Source organism: Bradyrhizobium sp. 23 (assembly GCF_023073295.1).
GTDB lineage: Bacteria > Pseudomonadota > Alphaproteobacteria > Rhizobiales > Xanthobacteraceae > Bradyrhizobium > Bradyrhizobium canariense_D.
Genome location: NZ_JADPJF010000054.1, coordinates 44,823 through 63,946 on the forward strand (window position 1 = coordinate 44,823; position 19,124 = coordinate 63,946).

General features: G+C 60.7%; 18 protein-coding genes and 4 pseudogenes. 12 read left to right on the forward strand and 10 right to left on the reverse strand.

The features are described from left to right. On the reverse strand, positions 1–1,320 hold the full coding sequence (locus tag IVB32_RS13360; RefSeq protein ID WP_247372386.1) for a dicarboxylate/amino acid:cation symporter: 1,320 nt from the start codon (positions 1,318–1,320) through the stop codon (positions 1–3). 213 nt (positions 1,321–1,533) lie between these two features. Next, positions 1,534–1,755: a hypothetical protein gene (locus IVB32_RS13365; RefSeq protein WP_018456680.1), complete on the reverse strand. Its 222-nt coding sequence runs from the start codon at positions 1,753–1,755 to the stop codon at positions 1,534–1,536. Between the two features lie 351 nt (positions 1,756–2,106). Here IVB32_RS13365 and IVB32_RS13370 point away from each other — a divergent pair, with 351 nt between their 5' ends. Beyond that, positions 2,107–2,289 carry a hypothetical protein gene (locus tag IVB32_RS13370; protein WP_018456679.1) on the forward strand — a complete coding sequence of 61 codons (183 nt, stop codon included), beginning with the start codon at positions 2,107–2,109 and terminating at the stop codon, positions 2,287–2,289. Between the two features lie 19 nt (positions 2,290–2,308). On the opposite strand, the gene IVB32_RS13375 is transcribed toward IVB32_RS13370, so the two are convergent. From IVB32_RS13375 to IVB32_RS13385, 3 genes are all read right to left on the reverse strand, one after another. Then, positions 2,309–3,685, reverse strand: coding sequence for a VWA domain-containing protein (locus IVB32_RS13375; protein ID WP_247297906.1), 1,377 nt, complete (start codon positions 3,683–3,685; stop codon positions 2,309–2,311). A 5-nt stretch (positions 3,686–3,690) separates the two neighbouring features. Next, positions 3,691–4,638, reverse strand: a complete 948-nt coding sequence (locus tag IVB32_RS13380; protein WP_247410570.1) for a MoxR family ATPase — start codon at positions 4,636–4,638, stop codon at positions 3,691–3,693. 148 nt (positions 4,639–4,786) lie between these two features. After that, positions 4,787–4,987: a hypothetical protein gene (locus IVB32_RS13385; RefSeq protein WP_007612817.1), complete on the reverse strand. Its 201-nt coding sequence runs from the start codon at positions 4,985–4,987 to the stop codon at positions 4,787–4,789. A 223-nt stretch (positions 4,988–5,210) separates the two neighbouring features. On the opposite strand from IVB32_RS13385, the gene IVB32_RS13390 reads away from it, so the two are divergent. Further along, a complete protein-coding gene (locus IVB32_RS13390) occupies positions 5,211–6,185 on the forward strand; it encodes a quinone oxidoreductase (protein ID WP_204511912.1) in 975 nt (324 codons plus the stop codon). Positions 6,186–6,328: 143 nt separating this feature from the next. On the opposite strand, the gene IVB32_RS13395 is transcribed toward IVB32_RS13390, so the two are convergent. Both IVB32_RS13395 and IVB32_RS13400 read right to left on the reverse strand, forming a co-directional pair. Then, on the reverse strand, positions 6,329–6,604 hold the full coding sequence (locus IVB32_RS13395) for a hypothetical protein (RefSeq protein ID WP_085395314.1): 276 nt from the start codon (positions 6,602–6,604) through the stop codon (positions 6,329–6,331). A gap of 96 nt (positions 6,605–6,700) precedes the next feature. Further along, entirely contained in the window at positions 6,701–7,309 is a 609-nt protein-coding gene (locus IVB32_RS13400; RefSeq protein ID WP_247297883.1) for a S24 family peptidase, read from the reverse strand. A gap of 165 nt (positions 7,310–7,474) precedes the next feature. Between IVB32_RS13400 and IVB32_RS13405 the strand changes: the two genes are divergently transcribed. Then, on the forward strand, positions 7,475–8,002 hold the full coding sequence (locus IVB32_RS13405) for a GcrA family cell cycle regulator (RefSeq protein WP_247297880.1): 528 nt from the start codon (positions 7,475–7,477) through the stop codon (positions 8,000–8,002). Between the two features lie 46 nt (positions 8,003–8,048). Continuing rightward, positions 8,049–8,624, forward strand: coding sequence for a hypothetical protein (locus tag IVB32_RS13410; protein ID WP_247361333.1), 576 nt, complete (start codon positions 8,049–8,051; stop codon positions 8,622–8,624). A 46-nt stretch (positions 8,625–8,670) separates the two neighbouring features. Here IVB32_RS13410 and IVB32_RS13415 read toward each other — a convergent pair whose 3' ends face one another. Continuing rightward, complete coding sequence (locus tag IVB32_RS13415; protein WP_247297877.1) at positions 8,671–9,027, reverse strand: hypothetical protein; 357 nt, start codon at positions 9,025–9,027, stop codon at positions 8,671–8,673. 755 nt (positions 9,028–9,782) lie between these two features. On the opposite strand from IVB32_RS13415, the gene IVB32_RS13420 reads away from it, so the two are divergent. Both IVB32_RS13420 and IVB32_RS13425 read left to right on the forward strand, forming a co-directional pair. Beyond that, positions 9,783–9,968 (forward strand): hypothetical protein, encoded by a 186-nt coding sequence (locus IVB32_RS13420; RefSeq protein WP_247297873.1) that lies wholly within the window; start codon positions 9,783–9,785, stop codon positions 9,966–9,968. A gap of 132 nt (positions 9,969–10,100) precedes the next feature. Continuing rightward, on the forward strand, positions 10,101–10,442 hold the full coding sequence (locus tag IVB32_RS13425; protein ID WP_018456669.1) for a phasin: 342 nt from the start codon (positions 10,101–10,103) through the stop codon (positions 10,440–10,442). A gap of 187 nt (positions 10,443–10,629) precedes the next feature. Here the strand turns inward: IVB32_RS13425 and IVB32_RS13430 are convergent. After that, positions 10,630–10,872: pseudogene (locus IVB32_RS13430) on the reverse strand (cytochrome c); the annotation flags it as partial. Positions 10,873–11,473: 601 nt separating this feature from the next. On the opposite strand from IVB32_RS13430, the gene IVB32_RS13435 reads away from it, so the two are divergent. Beyond that, the gene (locus IVB32_RS13435) at positions 11,474–12,388 is read left to right on the forward strand and encodes a hypothetical protein (RefSeq protein WP_157642978.1); all 915 of its coding nucleotides are present in this window, start codon (positions 11,474–11,476) and stop codon (positions 12,386–12,388) included. A 213-nt stretch (positions 12,389–12,601) separates the two neighbouring features. Here IVB32_RS13435 and IVB32_RS13440 read toward each other — a convergent pair. Then, positions 12,602–12,796: pseudogene (locus IVB32_RS13440) on the reverse strand (hypothetical protein); the annotation flags it as partial. A gap of 1,858 nt (positions 12,797–14,654) precedes the next feature. On the opposite strand from IVB32_RS13440, the pseudogene IVB32_RS13445 reads away from it, so the two are divergent. The 5 genes and pseudogenes from IVB32_RS13445 to IVB32_RS13460 all read left to right on the forward strand — a co-directional run. After that, positions 14,655–15,320: pseudogene (locus IVB32_RS13445) on the forward strand (ATP-dependent DNA ligase); the annotation flags it as partial. 53 nt (positions 15,321–15,373) lie between these two features. Then, a complete protein-coding gene (locus tag IVB32_RS43030) occupies positions 15,374–15,493 on the forward strand; it encodes a hypothetical protein (RefSeq protein WP_346348200.1) in 120 nt (39 codons plus the stop codon). Positions 15,494–16,021: 528 nt separating this feature from the next. Beyond that, positions 16,022–16,191: pseudogene (locus IVB32_RS13450) on the forward strand (DUF3606 domain-containing protein); the annotation flags it as partial. Between the two features lie 1,089 nt (positions 16,192–17,280). Next, positions 17,281–18,642, forward strand: coding sequence for a tetratricopeptide repeat protein (locus IVB32_RS13455; RefSeq protein ID WP_247410575.1), 1,362 nt, complete (start codon positions 17,281–17,283; stop codon positions 18,640–18,642). 85 nt (positions 18,643–18,727) lie between these two features. Further along, positions 18,728–19,124, forward strand: a 397-nt coding sequence (locus IVB32_RS13460) for a methyltransferase domain-containing protein (RefSeq protein WP_247410577.1), incomplete at its 3' end; no start/stop codon positions are given.

Here is a 19,124-nt window from a genome sequence, read left to right on the forward strand (position 1 = left end):
TTACCCCGCCGTCACGTCCACAAGCTCGCCACCGTCGAGGACCTTGGCCGCCTTGGCGCGGTCGAGGTCGCCTTCCCAGGCGGCCACCACCACGGTCGCAACGCAATTTCCGGTGAGGTTGCCGACCGCGCGAGCCATGCCGATGAACCAGTCGACCGACAAGACCAGCACGAGGCCGATCGCAGGGATGCTGGGCACCGCGTTCAGCGTCGCCGCCAGAATCACGATCGCGGAGCCCGGTACGCCATGCGCGCCCTTCGAGGTGATCAGGGAGACGCCGAGCACCAGCAGGAGGTCGCCGAAGGACAGCGGCGTGTTGGTCGCCTGCGCGATGAAGACGACCGCAAGCGTCAGGTAGATCGAGAACGCGTCGAGGTTGAAGGAATATCCGGTCGGAATCACGAGTCCGACGACGGAATCCTTCACGCCCATCCGCTCCAGCTTCTTCATGATCTGCGGCAGCACGGCGTCGGACGAGGCGGTCGCGAGCACGATCGTCAACTCCTCGCGCAGGTAGGCGAGGAATTTGAGGATGTTGATGCCGGCAAGCGCCATGACGCCGCCGAGCACGCCCAGCACGAAGATGCCGACCGAGACGTAGAACAGCGCAACCAGTGAGACGAGCTGCTTGAGCGAGCCGACGCCGTATTTGCCGACGGTGTAGGCGACTGCGCCGAGTACGCCAAGTGGAGCAACGCGGACGATAAGCCCCATGACGCGGAACAGCACGGTCGAGGCGGCATCGATCATCGACGTCACGAGCTTGCCCTTCTCGCCGCCGACCAGTGCGAGGCCTACGCCGAACAGCACGGCGAAAAACAGCACCTGGAGCACGTCGTTGCGCGACAACGCGTCGAACGAGGTGCTCGGGATCACGTTGAGGAGGAAGGAGCCGATGCCGCCGCCCTGAAGCTTGTGGGCGTTGTCGGCATAGGTATTGAGCGCCTTGGCGTCCAGCGTCGAGGGGTCGATGTTCATGCCTTGACCGGGGCCGAAAGTGTAGGCCAGGATGAGACCTACCACGAGCGCGACTGTGGTCATCACCTCGAAATAGACCAGCGCTTTGACCCCGACCCGTCCGACCTTCTTGAGGTCGCCCGCGCCGGCAATGCCGTGCACGACGACGCAGAACACGATCGGCGCCACGATCATCGAAATCAGCTTCAGGAAGGCGTCGCTCAGAATCTTGAGCGAGATGGCAAAATCCGGCGCGGCCACCCCGAGAATGATGCCGAGGATCAGCGCGGCCAGGACCTGGACGAACAGCGACGTGTAGAGCGGCTTTGGCTCGGCGGCCGGGGCCGCGGCAATGGTCGACATGGTGACTCCCCCGTTTTGACGACGTCTCGATCGTCGAAAGGAGCAACAAGCGTGCCAGATTGTCGCGGTTTTCGCTGAGGAGGAGGTCTATTCGGTCTTTTTGCGGTGCGACCGGCATCCGCATCGGCGCCGGGAAACCGTTCCAGGTGCCGTCGGTCACGTGGACAGACGATTTTGCGGTCCACAGTCACGTTCTGCGCGCGGGTGGCCGCGTCACGCCGCGAGATCCAGCAGCCGACACGATCCGCGTACCAGCACCTTGCGTCCATTCGGCGTCATGACCGGCACGCCGTCGCAGACGACGACAAGACCGAACTTGACGAGGCTCTCGATGAGATAGGCCTTGGAAAGGCGACCGTTCGACACCGGGTCGCGAAGCGCCTTCAGAACCTCCCATTGGTCTGGCGAAAGATCGAAGTCGATGTCGTTGCTCATGTTGCCTCAAGCCGTGGTGCCGTTCCTGCGCCTCTGTTAGAGGCGCTGCATGAAGACCGTGCGACGACAATGAGTCGGGAATTCGGTGAGGCGTTTAGAACTTCTCTTCACAAATTGCTGCACGCCATTGCGCCACAAGAGTTAAGACCGCTCGGTCACGAGGACCGTCCGAGCCTCGATCACATATTGATGATGTAGGCTTGATGTTGGTCCGCGAACTACCGCACTGCACGGGAAGCGCTGCTGTCCCATTCTGCCTCGCAATATGCACAGAAATCATGAGAACGAAGGGTTCGGGATTCTGTTACGCTGATTCGCGGGGAATGGCTTCACACGGCAGGAGTGGAGTGCATGAACAGGCTGGTCGAAATTCGCAGTCAGGAATCCCTGTGCCGGGAGCGTGCCGCGCTTGATTTGCAGCGCCGGCTTTTCTGGCTTGCGCAAGCTCAGGAATGGGAGCAGCGCGCGCTTGACGAGATCGCCTATCATTTCCGGGAGTGCAATGTGGCTCAGACGGAGCTGGGGCGAAACTGACGTCGGCTGTGGGTAAGGCCTACTGATAAGTCGCCACAATATCGGATACCGCGCGCTCGAGCTGCTGCGCGGTGGCGCACTGGCGCACCACGCTGCAGAAGGTCGCATAGCGCGGCATCTCGGAATCGCCAAAGCCCCAGGCGAGACGTCCTTCGGGATTGAGCCACACCAGTCGCTTCGAGCGCTCAGAGATGCGGCGCAGGATGTCGGCGCGCGGATCGAGATTGTTGCTGCGGGCATCGCCCAGCACGATCACCGTGGTCTGCGGCGTCAGCGTGCTCATGAACTCCTTCTCGAAATCGGCCAGCGCCGAGCCGTAGTCGGAGGAGCCGAAGCCGACCTTGGACATGATCTCGGCCATCGCCTCTTCCGGCGGTTTCGATTCCAGGATGTCGCTGACTTCGATCAGATGCGAGGAGAAGGCGAACGAATGGACGTCGTCGACCACCTCGTGCAGCGAGTGGATCAGGAGCAGGAAGAAATCCGAGACCTGCGCCACCGAGCCCGAGACGTCGCAGAGTGCCACGATCTTCGGCCGATCGCGATGCTTGCGCTTCCAGGCCGTGAGAAAGGGGATGCCGCCCCAGGCGGCATTGCGGCGCAGCGTGCGGCGGACGTCGAGATGACCGCGCCGTTGGCGCTTGCGTGGTTTCGAATAGCGCTCGCGCAGGCGACGTGCGATCTGGCGGATGAGAGCGCGCATCTCCGCGACATGGCGGCGCTCGATGCGGGCAAGCGGCGCGTTGCGAAGAATCTCGTTGCGGAGGTTTTCAGCTTCCTCGCGGGCATAGAGCGCAAGCCCCTGCGCGACGGTGTCGCGGACGGCTTCGCGCAAGGCATCGAGCGCGGCGCGAAGCCGCTCGGCCAGTGCCGGATTGGTCGCGGTCAGCTCCTCGAGATCGTCGCGCAGCCGCTGGAGCCCCATGGCGTCAAGGATGCGGCTGGAGAAGATGCCGCGCTGGGTGGAGTAGCGGATGTCGGATAGGGAGGCCGCACCTGAGGCGCTGGCGATCGCGGCGGTGATCGCGTTGCGATCCTGCAACAGCAGCATCTGCGCGAGGGGCCCCAATTCTGCGGGAGGCGAACCGGCGCTCGCATCGCTGGCCGCACTCGACGACGGAGATTGATCCGCGTCCTCCGAAACATAGTTGCTGTCGGCTTCAGGCTGTTCCTGTCGCGGCTCCGGCTGGCTGAAGAACAGATCGAAACAGTCTCCGAGCGCGAGCTTTTCGTCCTGCGACTTGGCGAGCGTCAGAAGGAGCGCATCGCGCAGGATGGTCCGGTCGGAGACGCCGACCTGCGCGACCGCACGCATCGCATCGATGCTTTCGGCCGGCGAGACATGGACCCCGGCGCCCCGTGCGGCACGGAAGAAACGATGGATATTCTCGCGCATCGGGGTCAACCGAAGACGTTGGATCGTGCTGCCTTGGCAATGAAGGTCGTAATCTGAGGCTGAGCCGCCTCGATGTCGGCCTCGTATTTCAGGAGCACGTTGAGCGTGTCCTTGACGATCTCGGTGTCGAGCTCCGAGGCCTGCAAGAGCACCAGCACGCGTGCCCAGTCGATGGTCTCGCTGACCGAAGGCAGCTTCTTCAGGTCGAGCGAGCGGATTTCGTGGATGAAGCCGACCATCTGCCGCCGCAGCGTCTGCGAAATGTTGGGGACGCGGCTCTCGACGATGCGCTCCTCGAGCCGCTGCTCGGGGAAGCCGATGTGCAGATGCAGGCAGCGCCGCTTCAGGGCGTCGCCGAGATCGCGCTCGCTGTTGGAGGTGAGGATCACCGTTGGCGGCGTGATCGCGGAGACGGTGCCGAGTTCGGGGATCGTGACCTGGAAATCGGAGAGAATTTCCAGCAGCAGCGATTCGAATTCCGCATCCGACTTGTCGATTTCGTCGATCAGGAGCACGCAGCCGCCCGGCTGCTCCAGCGCTTGCAGCAGCGGCCGCGGCTCGACGAACTCCTTGGAGAAGAACACGTCACCGAAATCGTGGAGTTGATTAAGTGCAGCGTGCAAAGTCTGCGCGCCGCCAAGGACTTCTCCGAGCTTGTCCTTGAGGATCTGCGTGTAGAGAAGCTGCTTGGCGTATTTCCATTCATAGAGCGCCTTGGCCTCGTCGAGGCCTTCGTAGCACTGAAGGCGGATCATCTTCAGGCCGCGCCAGGCCGCGATCGCCTTGGCAAGCTCGGTCTTGCCGACGCCCGCGGGTCCTTCGACCAGGATCGGCTTCTCGATCTGTTGCGACAAATAGACGGCGGTCGCGATCTGCCGGCTCGCGATGTAGCCTCGAGCGGCGAGACCGCTCTCCACTGCCTCGATCGCTGTCGAGGGCTTCTGTTCAGCCACGAAAAGGCGCTCCCAAAGGTCTTGATTGAGGCTTTTTCTGCCTGCGTTCACGGCAAAGAACAAGCCTCGTTTGGGAGAGGCCAGACCCGCGCGAATGAGCGTTTTTTCCGCTCAACGCAAATAGTCGGGCGGCCAACCGGCCGCGGGATCAGTGCCGCAGCAACTCCGGCTTGCGGATCGTCTGTCTGACCTCGGCGCCGCAATCGGCGCATTCATAGACGAAGTCGATCTTGGCAAGACTCCAATGCGGTTCGACCTCGCGCACATACATTGGAAGGAACCCCATGCAAGCAGGGCAAATCACAGGCGCGATCTCGATATCCTGATGATGCTGTACATAAGCTGGCATCTCGGCTCTCCTTCGCAGACGACCTCCAAACCCGCGCGAAGGCTACTGCCGGCCGGCGAAAGGCCGACATCAACTCTTTCGAACAGAGGCGGAACGGCGGAGGTTTGTCGTTCGCTGTGACATTCTTGTTACGTCTCTGTACTGTGACGGGTGGAGCAAATACCTATTTCAAAGCCCGATCCGATATTCGGACTTCGACCTCAACGATAAGGGAGCAACGCCCATGACGCATGCCATTCGCTTTCATAAGACTGGTGGTCCGGAAGTGCTGGTCTGGGAAGAAGTCAGTGTCGGCAAGCCCGGACCAGGCGAGGCACGAATCCGCCATACCGCCGTCGGTCTCAACTTCGTCGACATCTACAATCGTTCGGGCCTTTACCCGGTGCAACTGCCGAGTGGGCTTGGTAGCGAGGCTGCTGGCGTCGTCGAGGAGGTCGGGCCTGGCGTCACCGATCTGAAGCCCGGCGATCGCGTCGCCTACGGCGCCTCGCCGCTCGGGGCCTATTCCGAGGCGCGGCTGATCCCGGCCGACCGACTGCTGAAGCTGCCGGACGGTGTCGACGACAAGACCGCAGCGGCGATGATGCTGAAGGGGCTCACAACGCAATATCTGATCCGGCAGACCTATCGGGTGAAGGCCGGCGACACCATCCTGCTGCATGCGGCCGCCGGCGGCGTCGGCCTGATTCTCTCCCAGTGGGCCAAGCATCTCGGCGCAACCGTGATCGGCACCGTCAGCAACGACGAGAAGGCCAAGCTCGCCAAGGAGCATGGCTGCGACCATGTCATCATCTATAGCCGCGAGGATTTCGTGAAGCGCGTGGACGAGATCACCGGCGGCAAGAAGGTGCCGGTGGTCTATGACTCGGTCGGCAAGGATACGTTCTTGAAGTCGCTCGATTGCCTCGCGCCGCTCGGCGTCGCCGCGCTGTTCGGTGCGTCCTCCGGCGCCGTCGAGCCGCTCAATCTCGGTCTGCTGGCGCAGAAGGGCTCGCTCTACGTCACCCGGCCGACGCTGTTCACCTACGCCGCCAAGCGCGAAAGCCTGGTCGCGATGGCGGGCGAGCTGTTCGATGTCGTCAAGTCCGGCGCGGTCAAGATCGAGGTGCGCCAGACCTATCCACTGAAGGACGCCGCCAAGGCGCATGCCGATCTCGCCGCGCGCAAGACCACGGGATCGACCGTCCTCACGGTGTGATCTCCGACCGGGCTGTGGCGCAGGCTGGCAGAGCGTTTCGAGCGAACTGGATTCCGGTTCGCGTAGAGAAAACGCGTCAAAATAAGAAATCCAGAGCCCGTTCCGATTCGATCGGACCGGAAAAGGTCGGCCCTGGGCCTGCGTTATGTCCGCTCGTGCTTACGCAGATCGCGGGCGTGATCGAGGCGGAGAGCCTGGAGGTCGACTTCTTCGGGCGGGATCCGGGGCAGGGCAGCCTCAGCGAGGATCGCCTCGGTCACGTCTTCGACCGAATTCTCCACGATTTCCTGGATGAACGAGATATTCCGATATTCCCCTGAGGCAACGCGGGAAATGACCTCGCGCCTGGTGATTTCAGGGTCGACCACTGCCTCGCGGCCGCGGCGCCCATAGTCGATCATCACGACGAAATACTGCATGAAACGATCCTGCCGTGCCCATGGTCGGGCACGGCAGAGTATTTCCGAAAAACGGAATCAAGTCAAGGTGAATTTCGTAAAAACGGAAATTGCAGCCTACTTGCCCCTCTTGCGCGGGCGCGCCGACTTGGCGCGCAGCCGCTCCAGCTGCCCCTTGGGCATCGACAGGCAGATCTCGCCGACCCACTCCAGTTTCACGCCGACGATCTGCTTGGCATTGAAGCTGCTGAGATTGACGACGGAGGGGGATTTGCCTCGTTCGATGGTCTTCAGATAGCGCTCGCCGGTCTTGAGCCGGACCACGGCCTCCTCGCCGTAGAAGCTCGACAGCGGATGGCGCTGGTCCTTGTAGACTACGATTACGTCGCCGCTCTCGTATTTGGGCAGCATCGAATCGCCCACGATCTCGAATGCGATGGTCTCCTCCATGATCGGAAAGGGCAGCGCGATGTCGCCAAGGCCTTCGGGGGGAACCTGCTCATAGTCCGGCTCGATCACGGCACCGGCCCCGACGCGGCCCATGATCGGCGCGAGATTGAGCTCGAGATATTCCATGATCGGAATGATTTCCGAAGCCTTCACCAGGCGTTCGCCGCCGAGGATCTCCGAGACAGCGCCGGGGCGTACGCCCATGGCAGCCGCCAGGCCGCCCTTGCTCTTGCCCGTCTTTTCCAGGCCCCGTTCGATCATTGCAGCGTCCAACATGGTGATTCCCTCGATTGTCCATCGTCCGTCTCTTGTAATCCGAAATTCGGAATTGATGCAATTATGAATATCAGAATTATCGCTTGACTTCGACTTCGGAATACCGGAATGTAGGCTCCGCCTCGCGGTCGTGCGATCGGAGGAGGCGCATCACAGGACAGCAGCATGGAACCGGCTCATTGGCCGTCGGAGCACTCCGACGCGCTTCGCGACTATTTTCTCAAGGGGTTGTCTTATGCGGAGATCGGAAGACAGATTAACGCAAGGTTCGGGACGGCTTACACGCGCAACGCGGTGGTCGGCCGCGCCAAGCGGCTCGGGCTGATCGTGCAGGTGCGGATGACGAGCCCGTCGATCGTGCCGGTGCTGCCGTCTGGAGCCTGTCTTATCCTCCCGCACCGTCACGCGTTACTGAACCTGCCGCCGAAATCTGCGATGAAGCCTGCCGCGCAGGTCAAATTGCGCTGCGTCGGCGTCCAGCCGCGCCTGGTCCCGTTGGTCGAACTCGCTGCCGAGGACTGTCGCTATCCCTATGGCGGCGACAAGGACGGGGAGGAGATTACCTTCTGCGGCCATCCAAGTGAGCCGGGCTCGAGCTATTGCATGCCGCATGCGCGCCTGACGAGCCGCGCCGGAGCCGGATCCGCCCGCGTCGACGGCCCCGTCGTGCTGAGGCTGGTCTCTGCCGCCTGACCTGACGACCGTCCGTTCAATCGTCAATTTCGCAAGGAGTATCCGAGTGGCACGTGTCCGACGCAACAGTTCCTTTAAACTGGCGAATGTCTACGACCGACGCTCACGTGAGATACCGTTCAATGCGGAGGTGGCGGAAGTCGAGGTGGACAATCCGCTGGCGCTCGACCCCGGCGAAAAGATTATGGCCGTGCGGTCGATCCGCAGCGATCCGCTCGGCCGGCTGCATGCGCACCGTCAGATCGACGAGGCGCAGTATCGCGGCGGGCGCGCCTTCCAGGACGATTGGGAGAAGGCCGAGCGAGGCCCTCAGGCAATGGACCCGACTCGCGAATATGTCGATGGCGCGCGCATGCGCGAGCCGGTCACCGAGAGCCAACGCCAGGCGGTGCTGCGGCTGAACCGGATCGAGCGCGAACTCGGCACAGACGGTGCCGCGCTAGTGCACGACGTGTTGGTGCTGGGCCTGACCATGGACGAGATCGGCCAGCGTCGCGCCGTCCGTACGCAGCGCTGGATCGACTATTTTGCCCGACGTTTCCGTGAATGCCTGGACCGGCTGGCAGTGATCTATGGCTTTGCGACGGAAACGGGGAGACAGCGTGCAGGGCAACGAAGATGACAACGGCGCGCCCGCGACCACGATCGTGGGCGCGCCGGTCTTGTGCTTAGGGATGCGGTAGGATCTGGTAGGTCGTGGCATAGGGCTCGACCCGCAGCGAGGCGTTGGCCAAAAGGCCGATTTTGGCGGTCGGCGCCTGCTGCAATTCGCCGTTCGGACCGCGATGCACGTTGTATTGCCAGACGGTGAGATCGCCCTTCTGTACCAGAGCATGTGCAACGGCGCTGGCATCATTGCCGCCGAGGGCCTGAAGCTCCTCCGTCGACAATCCGACGACGATTTCGTCCTTGATGGTGACGATCTTGAACAGGTTCATCCTGGTCTCCTGCGCCCACGCGCTTTGTGTCGAGAAGGTGAGAAGCGCGACTGCGGCGCCCTTGATGAGATCGCAGCGAGAAAGCATGCCGTCGTCCTTTGGTGCTGGGGCGCCCGGTTCGATCAATGCATCGGCCACGGCGCCCGTGATCTGCGTGACTGTTCGCCACCGCTTTGTCGTTTGCTCCTCGAAAACGGTTCACGGCCGGAAACAAATGCGGCCCGATGAATCCTGATGCGAAGAGGCCGAGTCCAAGTCCAAGAGCTCGAGGGGACGGGTTTGGATGAAATCCAAACGTAATAGTTTGTCTCTTGGTCAGAAGGCCGCGCTGTGGCTGCCGATCCATAGCGCGAGATCGACGCCTATTTCGTCGACGATACAACCGCCGACGCCAGACTCAACAATTACGTGTATACGCTGAAGAAGCACTGGTTCGCGTCCACCAACATCCATTCACATCCGAAACAACACGAAACGCAGCGTCGATTGACGGCAATCGAGGCTGTATGCCTGATCGATGCCGCTTCTTGACGCAGGTGGGTGACGGCGGGCCCTATTCCTGTTATCCGGAATTGCCGTGGTGCGATGCAGACGAAGCATCGCTGCGCCAACCGTTGGGCTTGCCGGAGGGGTTGTTTCTTGACATAGTTACAACCTGTTCAGGTGCGCGCTTGCACATGTAGCTCGGCGTGCGAACACACCGGGCTTCCCCCGGCCGAAGGCGCGCCGTCGCCATAGCATCCGGTTATGGCATCCGGTTATGGCATCCGGTTATGGCGTTGGGTTCTTAGTTGGGACCTCGATGTTGGATCACGAAGTCCGATGCTTGTCATAGGTGCGAGATGAAGAACCTCGATTTCGCAGCTGAGCTGCACCTCAAGCTCGGCGCGCCCGCAAGCGGCACCGTCGAAAGCCTGCGCCTGCTCCGCGCCTTTCTGAAGCTCGCGCCCCGGCAGCGTTTCGAGGTCATCAAGCTCGTCGAAGACCTCGCCACCGAAGAAACCCTCCCCGAACACCCCCTTTCCTGAGCCGGCCCGCGCGCCCCGCCTTACGATTTCCTGCCAAAGCCGGCCGCCAAGCGACGACTTCCCCGGGGCTGGACGCTGGCAGGCGATCCGGCAAGTGTGGTATTCAGTTCTGAAAACGGGAGGAGTGCGACCATGATCGAACCGAAGCTCGAAGTTCCGGCCGAACTGCGCGACCTGGCCGAGAAGACGATTGACCAGGCGGAAAAGGCATTCGGCATGTTTTTCGAAGCCGCCACCAAGTCGATGACGACCGTTCCGGGCGCGGGGGCGGACGTGTCGAAGCAGGCGCTCGCTTTCACCGAGCAGAACATGAAGTCGGCGTTCGAGCATGCTCGCAAGCTCGTCCATGCGACCGACCTTCAGGAGGCGATGCGAATCCAATCGGATTTCCTGCGCAGCCAGTTCACCAGTGCCGGAGACCACATGCGCCAGATGACCGGCAGTCTCATGCAACCGGGTAAGGACAAGTCCTGATTCTCGGTGTGTTCACGCCGCGTCCACAGATTGGACTTGTCCGGCGTGAATATCGCCACTGGTGCCGGTCCATGATGGCCGTCGAATGGACCTCATTCGCCGCCCATCATGCTTTCTGCTGACCCCTGTCGGTTCTCAGGCAGGGATTTGCATATGTCGCAGGTACCTTGAGCCATCGGCCGCTCTGCTAACGCAGCGATGCGATGTAGGCCGCGATGTCGCCGGCTTCAGTCCGGCTCAAGGGGAAATTCGGCATCTTCGGGTGCGGGTCTAGCAGGAAAAAAGCGCGTCTTTCTGAACTGAAGTCGGGCCTGCGCGCAACGGACGCGAAGGAGGGAACGTCGGCGCTCGCCTGGATCTGGCCGTTCGCCACGACATGGCGGCTGGCGGACCAGCGCTTCGCAAGCTCGGCGCCATGATCTGCATCGGCGCTAGAAAAAGATAGGCCGGCAACAAGCGCAGCCTTGAAGCAGGGCGGCCCCGGGGTGTCTAGGAGCCCGGGGCCACAACCTCAGCTTCCGGTGGGTCCAATAGTTCGGCCACGGGGTCCAAGCGGGAATCAGCGGAGCACATTTGGCGAAAAGTTTTGCATCTGCAGCCTGCTGCATTTCTATGCGGTGAACGCCCTTCGGATGATGCGGGGAGTTCGATCCCGCAACATGGGCAGTGTGATCGCAGCCCAGCGACAATTGTTGTGTCTATTCCTGGCGTGTGTGGGCGATGACGTCTATGATGCAACTGGACAGATTAGTCGACCAGAACAGCGCTGACGAACATCGTGTACGGTGCTTTTGACAAATAGAAGCCGTTCTAATTTTACCTAGGGCGCTCATTGTGCGGCGCCCGCCGGTGGGGAGGCCTAGCGGCTAAGCGCTACAATACCAGTATTCGTATTCCCCAAATTCTGCACGGCCTTGCTCATCGTAGGATCGTTGACGTAGCCGCTGGCGGGGGTAGAAGAGCCATTGTTCTCATTCCTAGCGCGATTGCCCAGCCGATTTCCCGTAGTTTGATGGTTGAGAGCATTGCTCGTGTTAGGTCCGGGCGAACCACCCGCACCGCTCGCGGTGCCACTGCTCGACATCGAGCCGGCCGCCGTGCTGCCTGAGCCTGTTCCTCCTCCCGAAGCTCCACCTGAACCACCTCCGCCAGCTTGCGCCAGGGCCGAGGTGCTTGGTCAAAACGCGACCGCTATCCTGTTCGTTCAGGCGGCGCAAAATGATCTTCGTTCGACTGACGCTTCAACGTGGCTTGCAGCCCTTGATGGGTATTTGGCCACTTTCCAGGATGCAATTAAGTCCTCACGCAAAATCGTGCAGCTCAAAATCAGCACGCACAATCCTCCTAACGAAAGTATCTTCAATGTTAATCGGGCCATCGCCGACGGGCTCTGCGCCGCTTCCCAGCGAAGGAAGGTGCGACTTCGTCCTAGCACTACTTTGGCAGAATTTATTTGCGCCAGTGTTTCTCAAGGATTTGTTTTCGGCAGTATGGACACCGTTGAGGCGGCGGCGAACGAAGCGGATAGTGCGCTGTCGCTGATTACGGACAGCGTAGCGGATGACCCGACCGTGGCTTTGGCCAAAATCCACTATTTGCGCAGCCGATGCGAGCCGGAGACGTGGTGGGATTTCGCAAGCGAACGTCACAGGCGTTATCCCGATAACGAAAACTTGGCAGGTGCGGCAGCAGAGGCTCGCATAGACCAAGCAGCCCGTTGGGCAGAGACGAACCAACGCCGCACACTAAACCGCGAACTCCGCGCACAAATTGCCGAAGCCATCGCCATTCTTGAGCAAATGCGACAGAAGTTCGCTGGCTCTGAAGCTGCTTGGGACGACAATCGGATGTCTCTGAGTGTCAATCTGGCGATTGGTCTTCGGCTGCTACGGCAGCATGATGAGGCCAAGAAGGTAATCGAAGCGGCGCTCTTCGGAGACCGATGAACATCTGCCGCCGCGCGCTGTGGCAACCTTTACGAAGCCAGCCGGATTCGGCGACGCCGAGAAGGCGAACTTATGCAGTCTGAAGCGCTGCGACTCGCACGATTTCGTTCTCTAGCCGGTCGATGCAATTCTCATCGAGCAACAGAAGAACAGTTGCGCCCAATCAAGCGAGCATCATAGACACGCTGCATTGTGAATGCTGACGACGACGCTCGCGTTGAAGCACACCATACGGACCGGATAGACATACTGGCCGGAGAGGAGGCCTTGCAGCACTGTTTCGAGATCGGTGTGCTGTTCGTCCGTCTCGCGCCAGGCGCAGCCGGCGCGCGCGCCAAAGTCTTCGAGCACGATGTAAATGTCTCGGTCGAGACGGTCGGTTGGCACGACCGAGGGCGAGGAACGCATACACTTACTCCGATACTACGGACGGCCGAGAGGCGGCCCCAGCTTGGGGGCTGGTGGGGCGGGGCCGCTCCGCCAGCTCAGGCGGCGAGCGGGCGATGACTGAAATGCCGCCGCTCCTTGTGGTTCCACTGAGCTGGGTCAACCCGGAAAATCCCCAGTCGCGCGAGCTTACGTTCTTCTATCCTTCCTGGTCTCGATAGTGGGCGAGCTCCGCTCTTGCGAGTGCCCGGGCCTGTTCAAGCGCTTCTGCCCCGGTCAATAGGTTCGGTGCAAGCCGCCGTCCCGCGATATCGTCCCAATAGAAGTAAACGCTCGGCCGACCATCGGCGAATTGACTTCATAGCTGCCGGTTAACGGCACAGCTTCGTGCTTACGGATGCGAACGGGAGTGGGTGGCATCGTCTGGATATTGCCTCGCATAAGTTCTTAGCAAGTTCGTGGCTGATCGCGTGCCGGTTCTCAGCCGGACCGCAAATAGAAGGCCGCAGCGGGAGGTTTAAACCGCTGCGGCCCGCGCATTGCCAAAAAAGCCCGGGTCAAATCGAAAGTAAAATATGCAGTCAGCCCCGGTGACAAAATTCTGCTCTAACTTTGCCTCGTTTGCCAACACAATTTCTGGGGAACCGAAATCCATCTTGCGGGAAGTTCCGAGAACGGGAACAGTTTTGCTATTCTCGCGCGCGAAGGACTGTGGCGCGTGCAAAATCACAAATCTAAGCGGTGCAGAGAGGGCGAGGTACAGACGCTGATCAAAATGGTCAACGCGGGCTCGACCGCGACCGAATAGCCACCGCGCTTGGAAGGTATATCGCTTCGGTGAAACGTCTGGCCGGAGACATGGGCCTTTGCTGGGGAGCGAGAGGGGCGCTGCACGGAGATAGCAGGCAGCTCCGGTCGGCGCCACTTCTGCCGAGGTTCACGCTCGCGGGTCTATGTCTCTTCTAGTGGGCCGCAACGAGCGCCGCCATACTGAATGCGACTACGCTTGCAGCAGCCAAGGACCAGAGCGCTATAGCGATCTCTTTGGGCATGGTCGTGGCCTCCTGACGAAAGCCGCCTCACCCTTACTGCCAGACGAGCCTAGAGCGCATACCGATCAGCATTGTGTAGGCAAGCCGCCGCCAAGTCAGGTTCATCAGGAACGAGCATGTGGTATCCCCGTATTTTATGCGGTCAGCTTCCAGTCATCGTTGCACTATCGCGTCCACGCGGGCTGCCTAGCTCCACTCGTTCTCGGGCAATGCGCCAGGCGGCGGCCTAAGCTCCTCCAAGCCCGCTTCGATGATAGCAAATTCGTCCTGAACGGCTTGAATGGCGTTCGCGGGATCGATACCCGAGACGGCCTGCAGCTCGCCCCAGCATCCTGCGCCGATGCGCGAGCAATTGTGCGAGAGCGCGTCGATCCTTGCCCCGCACATAACCTGCGACAATCAACTCCATGGCTTTTGACATTCCGCATCATCTCCGCAGCCAATCATTGGTGCAAGCAAACTCCCGCCAAGCCGAGCTGCGTTGTCGGCACCGATCTCCCGCCGGCCGGCCGCGCCGCAGCGGCGTCGGTACTGAGAAGGATTCACCACAAGCGTTCGCTTCCTGTTCGGCGGCCGTTCTCGTTGACGTTGAAAATACAACCTGGAATCGCGATTGCGGTTGTATGAGAGAACGCCCGGGAACGCCGCTTCAGCTTCGCGGTTGGAGAGTCGTGAATAAGGTAGGTAGAGTGCCCCGTCGTCGGCTCCCCAACACCGGCGGCGGGCTTTTGTGAGTTGCGTTAGTGGCAAAGCGTACCCGGGCACCGGCCAAGAAGCCGCAGGCTTCCATGCCGGGCTTCATCAGCCCTCAGCTTGCGACCTTGAAGATGAAAGCTCCTTCGGGGGCTGAATGGATTCACGAAGTCAAATACGACGGCTACCGCATCCAGCCCCACATCCACGGCGACACCCGTAAAGCCTTTACCCGCAACGCCCACAACTGGGTCAACCGTTTCTCGGTCATTGCTGGTGCCTTCGACATTCCGGGTCAGGCCATCGTGGACGGGGAGGTGGTGGTCATCCATGAGGGGCGAACCAACTTCTCCGAACTTCAGGCGGACCTCGGCCGAGGCGACCAGGACCGGCTGGTTTACTTCGCCTTCGATCTTCTATGGTTGGACGGCAAGGACGTTCGCAGAATGGCTCAGCTTGCCCGCAAGGAGCTGCTGAAGCAGCTGATAGACGAGAACGGGCTGGAAGCTCCCATCTTCTACAGTGAGCACCATGAGGGTGACGGGCAGGCGCTGTTCGAGGCGGCCAGCAAGCTGAACTACGAGGGCATCGTCTCCAAGCGGGTTGATGCGCCGTACCGGTCGGAGCGGGTTGAGACCTGGCAGAAGATCAAGACGGTGCAGCGCGAGAAATTCCCCGTCGTTGGTTTCGTCAAGGATCCGTCCGGCGTCGCCGCGCTCTACCTCGGCAAGCAGGAAGGGAAAGAGCTGCGCTACATGGGGAAGGTCGGGACGGGCTGGAGCCGGACCAAATCGGCGGAGATCCGCAAGGCGCTTGATACGGTTGTCAGCCCGAAGCAAAAGCTCACTAGCGCATCAAGAAACCGAAGGCCACCTGGGTCGAGCCGAAGTTTTTTGCGGACGTTGAATACCGGGACATCACCTCTGAAGGCCTGCTTCGCGCTAGTTCGTTCAAAGGGTTATCCAAAAAATAGCTCACGTACATTCGGCGCCACTGCATGCGGGCTACTGATGCCTCCGCCTGGGCGATGAAGACGCGGTGGCGTTGATGCGTCAAGGATCCAAGCAGACGGGTTCTATTGAAGCCTCTCACCATTGCTCGCCAAAGGCAGGACGAGCCCACTACGGGGACGAGAGCAGGGCTCCTGCTCGAGCGCACCCATAACGCAGATTAAGCGATCAGCGCGGAGGCGCCAGCTTCATGCGCAGCGGTAGGAACGGGGCGCAGCAGGTCAAGTTCTCCAAGTATATGCAACCTCCCCAGACTAGGCCTCTGCTCTCCCGGAGGCCTTCCTTTTGGGAACACGCCGTTCTTACGGGCGTTTTCCTTGCCAGTGAGTGGAGTATCGGCATGCCGGATCGCGTAACCCGAGCGGTAGAAGAAGCCCAAGCCATCCTGGCTCGCTATGTCGAGCCTGGGCCGAGGGACAGCGAAAAGACGATCAATGACCTGCTGACCGTTCTTGACGATGAACGGCTTGTACAGGCGATGGAGGAGGGGGATGAGCGACAATCTCACCAGTGGGGACCAGCGCGACCGTAGCAAGATCAACATGCATGAAGAGTTCCAGGCAAGTACTGGACCAAGCAACCTGGCGTCTCCACGGACGAACTGAGGAAGGCCGTCGACAAGGTAGGCAATTCGGCCGCCGCGGTTCGCAAAGAATTGGCGGCGCAACCGAGGCGCGCGGTATGCTTGCGATCTTTGGAGCAAGGCCCGCGCGCTTTTTCATGCCATGACCGATCCCAACTGTCCCATCTGCTTTGGCTTAGGCTTTGTCTGCGAGAACCACCCGGACCGGGGATGGAGCGCAGAGTTCGGCTGCCAGTGTGGTGCCGGTGATCCGTGCGCCTGCAACAGGTCGCCGGACATAGACGCGGGAATCGAGAGCCGGATGCCAGCCAGATCATCGAAGACGCAGGCGTGAAGAAGCGCCGTCATTGACGGGCCGCTTGATCGGTCCACGATCCACATCCTGTGAAGCGAGCGATAACGAGAACGTCGCCAATGCGTCGTCAATTCAACGGCAAACTTGGTCGTGGGTCGCGCATAAACGCTCCTCGGTCGGATGCACCCACCTGTTAGGCGCGATCTGCCGCGCATCGGTCAACTTGATCATGCGTGCGGGCGGCGAAGAGCGGGGCGTTCGACCGGCCCGACATCTGAGTGAAGCTTCCAGCTTCCAAAGCGGCGTATCCAGTGGGCGGCGGATCGTGTTCAACGGCAGGCTGGCCCGCGTCTTACAGCGGGCGCACTAAATGAGCTTCACCCTGCGAGCGGGACTGTCTATTTTTCCTAGAGCGAACGTCGGGTCCGCTGTCAACGTGGCGTCGGAGGCGGCAGCTCGGCACGCTTCCCATCGCCGTCGCGCGTATCGGCGTTGTTGCGCCTGCGCAAAAGGATGATCGCAAGAGCGCGTCACTGTCGCTGTAAGCCGGTCGCTAGCTGAAATTGGCTCGAAGGCAGCTTCTGACGCGAACCGGACGTCCATTCAACACCACCGCAACAACTTGTAAGGGCCGTGAACCTAGTCAGCAACCTTGACCCACGCAAAACCTCAAAACTCTGCTAGGTTCGGGCATCCGGGCGTTTGGCCCCTGCGGGGAGCCAATGGTGACAGACTCTGAAGTCTCCAGCGACCGACCGAATAAACCAGCATCCGATAGTGACCCACTGAACAAAACGCCATCTGACGACGAGCCTCCGGACCAACCGGCATCGAGGCGTAAATTTAAGCGTCGCTTCCGGGTGCGAATGCAAATGATCGGCGGGGCGCTCGCTTCGATTGCGGCTGTCGGTGCGATCGCGGGTGGCTTCGTCGGCTATTGGACTGTGTGGAAGACGCTCCGCACCGACGTGTTTCCGGACAAGCAACAGACGCAGAGGGAAGCTACTGCCCGGCCTGACATTGCTCCCCGCTTGTCACTTGTCATTCTGCCGTTCGCAAACGTCAGTAATGATCTGGAGCAGGACTATTTCGCCGATGGCATCACGACCGACCTGACGACCGACCTCGCGCAAATGCCCGGCGCGTTCGTTATCGGACGCGGAACGGCGTTTACATACAAGAACAAGCAGATCGACTTCAGGACGCTCGGCAAGGACCTTGGCATCCGCTGGGCGGTCCAGGGCGCGGTGCGGCGCAACGGGGATCAGGTTCGGGTCAACGTATCACTTACGGATATCGCGAGCGGTCGGGACGTCTGGTCCGATCGTTTCGACGGCGACCGTACGAACCTCGCCGCCTTGCAGGACCAGATCACAGCGCGGCTCGCGCGCTCGCTTAACATCGAACTGATCCAAGCCGAAAGCCGTCGCAGCGAAGTGGACCGATCGAGAAATCCAGACGCCACGGACTTCACGATGCGCGGCTGGGCAAAGCTCTATGGGCCGCAGTCGAAGATCCAAAATGGTCAGGCAATGGACCTATTCGATAACGCGCTACGCCTCGATCCGGACAACGTTGAAGCCATGATTGGCAAAGCGCGGTGTCTGGCGGCTGGTGTGAACAACCGATGGTCTTCGTCCGTTGTTGAAGACAAAAAGCAAGCGATCTACCTCATCGACAGAGTTCTGTCCAAAAGCCCGGCAAGCGCGAGTGCTCATACGACCAAGGGAACCATTCTTCTATTTGGACGTCCTGAGGAGGCATTGGCTGAATACGATGCGGCGCTCGAAATTGATCCTAATGATCCAGCTGCCTACGCTGCTAAAGCAATTGCACTCGTCGCCTCCGGGCGCGCGCGCGAAGCGTTCTCGCCGGTCCAATTGGCTCTCCGTCTCATCCCGAGAGATCCTTTTTCTTTCCAATGGCACTTCTGGCTCTGCCATGCACACTTGCACTTGCACCAATATGGAGAGGCCATCGAGGAATGCGGGCGCTCGGTCAATCTGAACAACTCGCACATGTACGCTTATGTAGATCTGACTTTGGCTTATGGAGTCACGGGGCAATTGGAACAGGCACAGCGGAGCTTGACTGAATTGAACAAACTGCGACCAAACTTCACGGTCCAGTGGTACCGTGATCTTGTTTACTCAATGTCAACGAACCCGCAGTTTCGTCGAGAGATCGACGACATTCTCGATGGGCTGAGGAAGGGAGGGGTTCGGGAGCAATAAGAAGCAGGGCTATTCGCTTGCCCGTGGCGGACATCGCTCTGTTGAGCTATAAGCGCAGGAGCGAACGCCCTTTTGGCATCATCTGATGGGCCAGCAAGGTCAGTGGCAGGTCGCTGGTAGTGCGCCCGAAGTGTACGAACGGGAGTTGGTCCCGGCTGTGTTTGCGCCATGGGCCACCATCCTGATAGACCCCGCTCGACCGAAGTTGGGCGAACGCGTAGTCGATATTGCTTGCGGCACTGGAATAGTGGCGCGCCTCGCGGCGGTGAAGGTGGGCCCAACCGGGGTCGTGACGGGCATCGATCTCAATCCTGGCATGTTGAACGTGGCACGATCGCTTGGAATGGCCGATGACGCTGCCTCGGTTCAGTGGCAGGAGGCCAATGCAGACAAACTGCCTGACCTGCCCCTGAAGTTTCACCCAGTAGCGGTTAGAGTCTCGGCGGATGTTACGCCGTTTGGCGCGGTGTTAGCAACGTGCG